Genomic DNA, 7,687 nt, shown 5'->3' with positions numbered 1-7,687 from the left:
CCCCCATTCGCTTTCCCAGCACTTAACCACGGGCCGCTCAATCGCATCGAAGGCCGTGAAGCTGCCCGTCAAAAAGCCAACCTCGCCCGACACCGAATGGCACGGGCTGGAGAAGGCGATCCAAAACGCATCCGACGTGTGCGACGCGTTAGCCATGGTCGTTCAGATGCTGGACGCCGCTTATGACCAAACGCTCGACGCCGACCCATTGCGGTGCTTGCTTGAGCCCTTGCAGCAGAAGCTCAGCGGAGCGATTGACGAGATGCGTTTGGCGAGTTGAGATCATCGGTGCTGCACGATGCTTTAACCATGTTCGCGATCGCTTTCTTGCAAAGTCGATGTGACAAACAGCGAAGCCAGCAGCACCGCGAATGCAGGCCGCTTTTGTCTGGCAACGATCAACTAAACGTACAAAAATAGCTTCAGCCATGGGGGTTGCCAACCGAGAGATGGCCGTAGTGCGACCCACCGGCAGCCAAAAAGTGGAAATTGCACATCTGGCGACTAGCAGCGATGGGTAATGACAGCAGCCTGCTCGGAGAATAGAGCGTGATGCCTTCCGTAAACTCCCGGCGCCACCATGTGCAGCAGCGCCAAGGCGAGCACGGCCAAAACTCGACGGGTACGCTGGCCAATTCGGTGAAGGCGGCGGACTTGGCTCAGAGGCAAACGCGAACACAGAACCGTGACCAGCCGCCCTCTTGGGAGTTGAAAGGCTCGTCGGAAAAGGGATAAAATCGCGCGCGCAGGGCTATTTGTAAAAACGGATCTCAAAAATATCTCATTAGGGATGAGGAGAATTAAGGTGAAGCTAAAGCTATCGTCCATGCTAGCGATTGTGTTTATTGCTGGGTGCAGCACCATGGGAGGCGAAGATAAATTCAGCGCCACTTATATCAAGGCTCACATTATCCCGCATAAGACGACCCAAGGCGAAGTTCAGGCCCTCTACGGAACCCCAGACTCCCAATACACGAGTTCTAGCGGAAGGTACAGTTGGAATTATGACAAAAACGGCAACCTTGGCACCGCTGCCCAGGTTGTCTCCTATATCCCAGGCGCTAGCTCTGTTTCAAGCGCGTTGAGCATGACACGTAGCGCGAACACTGCTTCAGAAACGATGAGCGATGCCTCTGCCAAGCTGACTGGCGACACGGAACATCATGGGAGCTTACTTACGATCTGGTTCGACAAGAACAAGGTCGTTGACGACTGGGATCTTTGATTCAGCGAGAAAAGGGTGCTTTGCACCCTTTTATTGTTCGTACACTTCCCCCTTAAGGCCAGTATAATTTACCTAACTTCGGTGCTACGCTTTTCCGGCATGGTCGTTACTGATTCTTAGGCAATCTCACACCCCAATGGCACGGCATCACTGTTCCGAGCCTCCAAACTCCGGCATAGTTGGGGATAATTCAAGACCGCAATCGCTATTTTCCTTTGCCGTATTTCCAACCGAACTTATTCGTTTTGGCCGCACTTCACTGGTGCGCGGTTACCGGCGCGGCCAGCGCCTTTTCATATCCCATAGGTCGCCCACGTTCTGCCAACAACGCATACCCGCCTTTGCGGGGCATTGGCTCTGGGCGCTGGCTGCCACTGGTTCGAGCGCTATACGTGCCTGGGCAAAGACTTCCCTTTGCGCCCGCTCGGGACGACCGAGGCCCCGGACGGATCGATCGCCGCTCGCCGCCGTCCGTTGGGCGGCCTTTTACCGTCCAAGGGCAGGTTGCTGTCGGTCGCACCCGTGGTGTTGACGGTCGCCACCGCATGAATCAACCCCACTACTCCATGGCTGGGACCGTCACCCAACTTAAGCGTGGTCCGCCGCGGGTCAGCGGTTAGTGCCCAAGGCGGATCGGTTTCAGCGTATCCGCCCCCTACCTTCACTGCGATAGCGCAAAAACAACATCGTTGACGCCATCATATTGACATCACCCTCGTGTCTCATTTAAAAAGCCTACCTGTCAGGACTTTTCAAGAGCCACGGATGTCGGCGATCTACAACCACCTCAGAATGTTTACCTGCCGCCAATATACGCTGGCCGTATTGCTGCTTTTCGTCGCGCTGCTTGACCCTTTTAGCCTGTCGGCGGCCAGCGACAGTGCTTCTGCCACGTGGCTTAACCGGGTGTTTGCCAGCTTTTATCCCACAGCGGGGCGGGCACAAATCACCGTTGTGTTAATCGACGATGCCTATCTCACCCACCACAACACGTATTGGCCGCTCCCCTACGACGAACAAAGCAAATTGTTCAGGCATTTGCTGCGCTACCAGCCCAGTGGCGTGTTCGTTGACCTGATGTACAGCCACGACCATACCAGTGCAGACCCTGCCCAAGGCAGCCGGCTGCTGGCGAACGTGTTCGCACGTTATCAGGACAAGGGGGTGCCTTTGTGGCTGGCGAACACCGGTGAAAAGGCCACCACTGGGATGGCGAATACGCTGAATGCCTTGATGCAAATAACCCAACCTGCACTCGTTACCTGGGCGGGTTGGGGCGATCATTACCCGTTGGCGGTCAACACTGCCTTGGGCGTAATGGAAACCCCAGCGTTGGCAATGTATCGGCGGTATTGCCAGGCGCACCGTTGCGATGCCCTGCCAAAAGATGCCGAAGCGGCGGTGAAAGCGCCCTCAATGGCGATTCAGTGGGGGGCTAGGCAACACGAAGATCAGGAAAAGGTCGCCAAAACCGTTGGCTGCGCGAAGTCCCTGGGCCCTTTCACGGATGCATGGCATGAGCTCACCCGAGCGTTCAAAGGAAGGGCTAACAACGATAACCCGAAGCGTTGCGCTTACAACCTCACCCTGTCGGCCAGCGACCTGGAAGTAACCGGAACGGATGACCAGCAATTGGTCGGTTCGATGTTGCAAGGCCGGCTCGTGCTGGTCGGTGCCGACATCACTTCCGCTGGCGATACCGTTAACTCACCTGTCCATGGCGATATTGCCGGCGTTTATCAGCACGCCATGGCCCTGGATAACTTGATAGTCAAAGGGATGAACTACGACAGCGACCCGAAGGGCCTGGGGTTCATGAACCTCAATTGGCTGGACCTGTTACAGGTGTTTCTCCTGGCCGTTATCGCAGTGCTCAAGAAGTTGATGACACGCCCCGAGCCTGGCATACCGCGTTTGTACCTACCTGGGCAAACATGGCCGCAGGTTACCCGCGTGGCGGGTGCGTTCATGGTCGTTCTTGCCCTGCTCAGCGTTGCGCTCCATTTGGCCCACATCACCCCGGCCAACGTGCTGGGCATCGCCGTACTGTCACTCGCCCTGTTCAGCGAGAAATTCGACGAGTTCATTGCCAGGCGGGGCTGCTTACCCATCTCATGGAAACCTAAAGGACATCAAGGATGACTAAACCCCTTGCCGTGTTGATTATCGTACTGCTCACCCAGGGCGCGTTTGCAGCACCCGCCAAACCCACAGTGGAAGCCTTCATTGGCGACCCAATAGCCATTCTTGATGCGCAGGGCAACGTGGAGGGTGAAATGCCCTTGCGAGACGCGCCCAAAGGTCCGTTGCCGATATTGCAGTACAACGAAGCAATAGATTTGGTACAGGTGGAATTGGCCGGCAAAAAAGTTTGGTTGGACACGCTGGACCTGCGCATGAACCCAACCAAAATCGTTACGCTCAGTTGCCAGGAGATGAAACCCGGTTCACCGGACAAGGAGAACAACTCCACCATTGGCTATGGCGGCTGCAAAGAATGAACGGCCGCGCATTGTGTATGGCATTAGGTCTTACGGCCGCCGGGTTACTCGCTGGGTGCAGCACCCTCAAAGGCGCTCCGGACGCCGTGATGAACCTGGTAGGCCCTTCTACCCAATCGCAAGTAGTGGGGCGCTACGTCGACACCACAGACGTGCGCCAGTACTACAAACTCGATGCACAACGCTTGAACACACAGCGTTTGAGCTATGACGGCCTGTCCATTCCCGCAGGGGAAACTCGCGTGAATAACCTGGTAGACATCCCTACCTTGCAGGTTTACTTACAAGGGATCGTCCATCGCCTGGCGAAAGCTTGGCCGGGTGAAGCTCCCCAATTTCGAGTACGGCTCGTTGATAGCTACACGTTCGGGCCTTCAGCAGACCCCTACGGTAATGTGTTCATCACATTAGGCACGCTTGAAAACGCTGGCAGTGAAGACGAAATTGCAGCGATGCTGGGCCATGAAATGAGCCACGTGTTGCTTCACCACCATGACCGCATGGCGGCATTCCAACAGCAAAAAGACTTGATGGTGAAAACAGCCACCGCCGTAATGTTAGGAACGCTGGCGGCCGACACTAAAGTGGACCGCAGCAGTGGAAACATGAAATTCATCAGTAAAGACCCGAAACGCACTGGTGGGCTCATCAGCAAAACACTGATCTACACCTCGTTGATCAACAGTTTTTCGGACAACGTCTGGAGTACCGCGTGGGCGCGCACGCAAGAAGACCAGGCAGACCTACTCGGCACCGATCTGATGATCCGTGCCGGTTATGCACCCCGGGCGGCCAGCTACTCACTGCAAAGGCTTAACGACTATCAAGGCAAACAGGCGCCGCTGATGACGAGCTTCCTCGACGCCCGCCAAAAAGCCATGAAGCAATCCCTGGAACAATTCAATATCAACAGCTTCACTCAGGAGCTGAGCGTACTGGTCAACGATGGGTTAACCACCAGCATCCAAGCAACCACCGACTACTTCAAACGCGCGCACATGTCGGCCCTGGACCGAGACGAGCAACTGCGCCATTACATGCAACGAGAGTATCGAAAAGAACGCCGCACACCCGTAGACACTCGCAGTTGGGTGCAGGTACGGGCTTCCACCCCGGTTAAAGCTGCACTTCAGGGCTATTGGAACGCCTACCAGGTAACGGTCGCCTTGGCGCAAGGGGATCTGAAACAGGCTGACGCTTACAACCAGCGCGCGCTATCCTCGCCCGTAAAAGACCAGCCTGGCGTTCGCCGCGCCGCCTTTAACCTGCACTTGGCCCAAGGTGACAAACAGCAGGCTTTGAAAGACCTGAAATCAGTCAAAGACTGGTCCTTGGCCGGGCCAGACATGTATGAGTTGATGATCAACTACCAACTTAGCCAGCGCGAACCCGCCTTAGCCCTGGCGTTGATCAGTCAAGCTGAACAAAACCTGGCATCACAGGAGCTGTTCATCACGGAAAAAGTGATCGCTAACCAGCAGTTGAAAAATGAGCAACAAGTGCAGGCGCTGCTGCGACAGTGCGAGCAATACCCCGTGCGAAAGAAAAGTTGCGAGAAGCTGGGCCCCGTGAAGGTTTGATTTACCGGTGATATTTCATTCTTATCTTCCGCCAGGCTTTTAGCACCTGTTAGTCTTTAGCCTTGATGCTGCTGATGGGAACGATCCATCGTTTCCCCGGCCAGTGGCTTATCGTCGGCCTGATTTACCCGCCTAAGCTACAGCCCGAACTGAGTCCCCAAGGGACGCTGTTTTGATTGGCAGGTGCTGCACCACCAGCGAACCGGCGAGCTGCCAGGCCGCCTCGGCGATGAGGCTGCGGTGGCAGTACTGGGCATCGGCTTCAAAGCAAACCACACACACATGTTGCCGGGAAGCTTGCTCGATCACGCCCCATACCGCTGCATGCTGGGTGCCTAAGTACGCCCGGTAACCGCTGGTGCAAAGGCTCCAGCTGCCATCAACCTTGTATTGATTACGAATCGGCTTCGGGCAACCCAGGGCAGGGATATGCTCGTAATCGATGCCGGCGTTGGCCAATCGCTTTGCGAACGAGTTTTTCGAAAACCCCGCTTTTCTGGAAAGCGGGTACTCCCGGACGTCCAGCACCTTGGCGACCTTTGCCTTTTTGAGTCGCTCAATAAAGCTATCAATGGTCAGCCCTTCGTACCCAGCGGTGAATAAAGCCATTGGTTCTCCTTGCATCCATGCGCTGATTCACAAATCTGGCGCGGACTATATCACCACCCAATGTGGGGCGAAGGGCCACGGTGATGTACGGCCGTTAGCTTTTACCTAGCCCTTACCAGCCCTTAAACAACACTGGCGCGCCCGCAACCACGCGCCTCAGAAGCGCCAGCAGCGCTGGGATCACGCCATATACATCTGCACCTGTTGAATCATTTCCGAATGAAATGCTCTGTTTTGGTGCCTCAGAAGTTTCCACCTGAACCGCCATCTGATTGTTGTTGGGCAAAGCGCCACGGTAGGCTACCGGAAAGCTATGGGAAATGTCGGCAGCGCAGGCGGCAGCAAAAGGCACCGCCAAGATGGTGTAGCAACGCCTGAGACGCCACACCAGGGCCTGCGCTTAAGGCCCTTCACGATAATCTGCGTAGCGGCCTATGCATAATAGGCGCGCATATTCTATTGCCCGTCCCGCTCACCGGCCCCCTTGGCCCACTGGGCCCATGGACGATTGACGGCGCCCACAACCAACGTTAGATTCCCACCGTCGCTGTCAATCCAGCGGTCGGGTTTGGCGACCCGAGTATGCATAGGCGCATAAGCGCCCCCATCACGTTCCAACTGGCGTTTTTTTTGTACCCGTTGCCTCGTTATGGCGGCTGTGCGTGGGAGGCCCTTGGGCCTGCCGGGTTCCTATGCCTCGGTTCGCCAACCCGCGTACAGCTGCCACCCCACTCGTTTGGCGACGAGCCGTGACAGCTCCTTCTCTGCATAGGAGCTACGCCCATGACGACTCTCAATCCGCCGCACCTCGGCGACTTTCACCCAAGCAGCCTGGAACGCACCGGGAGTGTCCCGCCCTCCCTGCTGGCCATCCACCGCCACCTCACCCGCCTCGTAACCCAGGAGCCCCACCTGCTCTGCCGCGCTGGCCTTCAAGAGCCACTGGCCCATTTGGCGCAAAGCGCGGCGCTGGTCGACAACGCCGCTTGCGAGCTGATCGAGCTATCCAGTGCGATAGGCCTGATAGTGCAATTGCTGGAAGCGGCACATACCCAGCCGTTGATGGGCGACCACTTACGTTGCCTGCTCGCGCCGCTGCACGATAAGTTGAAACAATCGCTGAGCGTGCTGGAGGTGGCGCTGTAGCCATAGGCCGCCTGCTGGGCCTAGCGCTTGGTCACCCGTTCCCGGTGGCAGCCCTCCGGGCCAAGGGTGTTGCCGCCGGCGGAACGAACCTCTAAGGGCATCACCGGTTGGCCGCTGGCATTGTCCAGCAACACAGAATGCGTCTCCCCCGGGGTGAACAGGTACCGTTCGCCCCATTGGCGCAGGCACACCACGATGGCGAAGGTTTCACGGCCCTGTTCGGTGAGCACGTATTCCTTGTAAGCGCTGCCATCAGAGGCCGGGCGGATGTCGAACACCCCCAGCGCGACCAGGGCCTTCAGGCGCGCGGCGAGGATATTCTTGGCAAGCCCAAGGCTTTTCTGAAATTCGCTGAAGCGGCGGATGCCGTCGAATGCATCGCGGATGATCAACAATGACCAGCGGTCGCCAATGCTCTCTAACGTGCGGGCGACGGGGCATTCGCTGCTTTTGAGTGCCGCCTGTTTAGCCACCTGTTCTCCCTCCAAATCGGTTCGACCCCACCAAGGGCCTATCAAAAGTGGTTGCAGAATAAAACCATGGTTGTTAAAAAGCAATTCAATGGGTTGCAAATTGCAACCAGGTTTGCTTTTAAGGAGCCCCATGGCGCTGCCCCTCGATAAGCC

Annotated in this window: 8 protein-coding genes; 6 read left to right on the top strand and 2 right to left on the bottom strand. The window is 56.7% G+C overall.

The window, feature by feature from the left end; all coding sequences use genetic code 11:
- The 5 genes from HAQ05_RS27290 to HAQ05_RS27270 all read left to right on the top strand — a co-directional run.
- The coding region (locus HAQ05_RS27290) for a DUF1484 family protein (protein ID WP_194719669.1) at positions 1 to 280 on the top strand (280 nt) is incomplete at its 5' end.
- Between the two features lie 525 nt (positions 281 to 805).
- Positions 806 to 1,225 carry a hypothetical protein gene (locus tag HAQ05_RS27285; RefSeq protein WP_202988129.1) on the top strand — a complete coding sequence of 140 codons (420 nt, stop codon included), beginning with the start codon at positions 806 to 808 and terminating at the stop codon, positions 1,223 to 1,225.
- 765 nt (positions 1,226 to 1,990) lie between these two features.
- Positions 1,991 to 3,367, top strand: a complete 1,377-nt coding sequence (locus tag HAQ05_RS27280) for a CHASE2 domain-containing protein (protein ID WP_238936605.1) — start codon at positions 1,991 to 1,993, stop codon at positions 3,365 to 3,367.
- Positions 3,364 to 3,726 (top strand): hypothetical protein, encoded by a 363-nt coding sequence (locus HAQ05_RS27275; protein ID WP_190427336.1) that lies wholly within the window; start codon positions 3,364 to 3,366, stop codon positions 3,724 to 3,726. The genes HAQ05_RS27280 and HAQ05_RS27275 overlap by 4 nt, the downstream gene beginning before the upstream one ends.
- Before the next feature lie 17 nt (positions 3,727 to 3,743).
- Positions 3,744 to 5,306: a M48 family metallopeptidase gene (locus HAQ05_RS27270; protein WP_190427341.1), complete on the top strand. Its 1,563-nt coding sequence runs from the start codon at positions 3,744 to 3,746 to the stop codon at positions 5,304 to 5,306.
- 132 nt (positions 5,307 to 5,438) lie between these two features.
- Here HAQ05_RS27270 and HAQ05_RS27265 read toward each other — a convergent pair whose 3' ends face one another.
- Positions 5,439 to 5,915: a DUF488 domain-containing protein gene (locus HAQ05_RS27265; protein ID WP_190427333.1), complete on the bottom strand. Its 477-nt coding sequence runs from the start codon at positions 5,913 to 5,915 to the stop codon at positions 5,439 to 5,441.
- Positions 5,916 to 6,698: 783 nt separating this feature from the next.
- On the opposite strand from HAQ05_RS27265, the gene HAQ05_RS27260 reads away from it, so the two are divergent.
- Positions 6,699 to 7,061, top strand: a complete 363-nt coding sequence (locus HAQ05_RS27260; RefSeq protein ID WP_190427332.1) for a hypothetical protein — start codon at positions 6,699 to 6,701, stop codon at positions 7,059 to 7,061.
- A gap of 20 nt (positions 7,062 to 7,081) precedes the next feature.
- Here the strand turns inward: HAQ05_RS27260 and HAQ05_RS27255 are convergent, their stop codons facing one another.
- Entirely contained in the window at positions 7,082 to 7,534 is a 453-nt protein-coding gene (locus tag HAQ05_RS27255) for a winged helix-turn-helix transcriptional regulator (protein ID WP_190544702.1), read from the bottom strand.
- Between the last annotated feature and the right edge of the window lie 153 nt (positions 7,535 to 7,687).

This window comes from Pseudomonas typographi, from assembly GCF_014694385.1.
GTDB classification, from domain to species: domain Bacteria; phylum Pseudomonadota; class Gammaproteobacteria; order Pseudomonadales; family Pseudomonadaceae; genus Aquipseudomonas; species Aquipseudomonas typographi.
The sequence above is the reverse complement of the archived record's forward strand: the minus strand, read 5'-3'. Positions and strand labels throughout refer to the sequence as shown.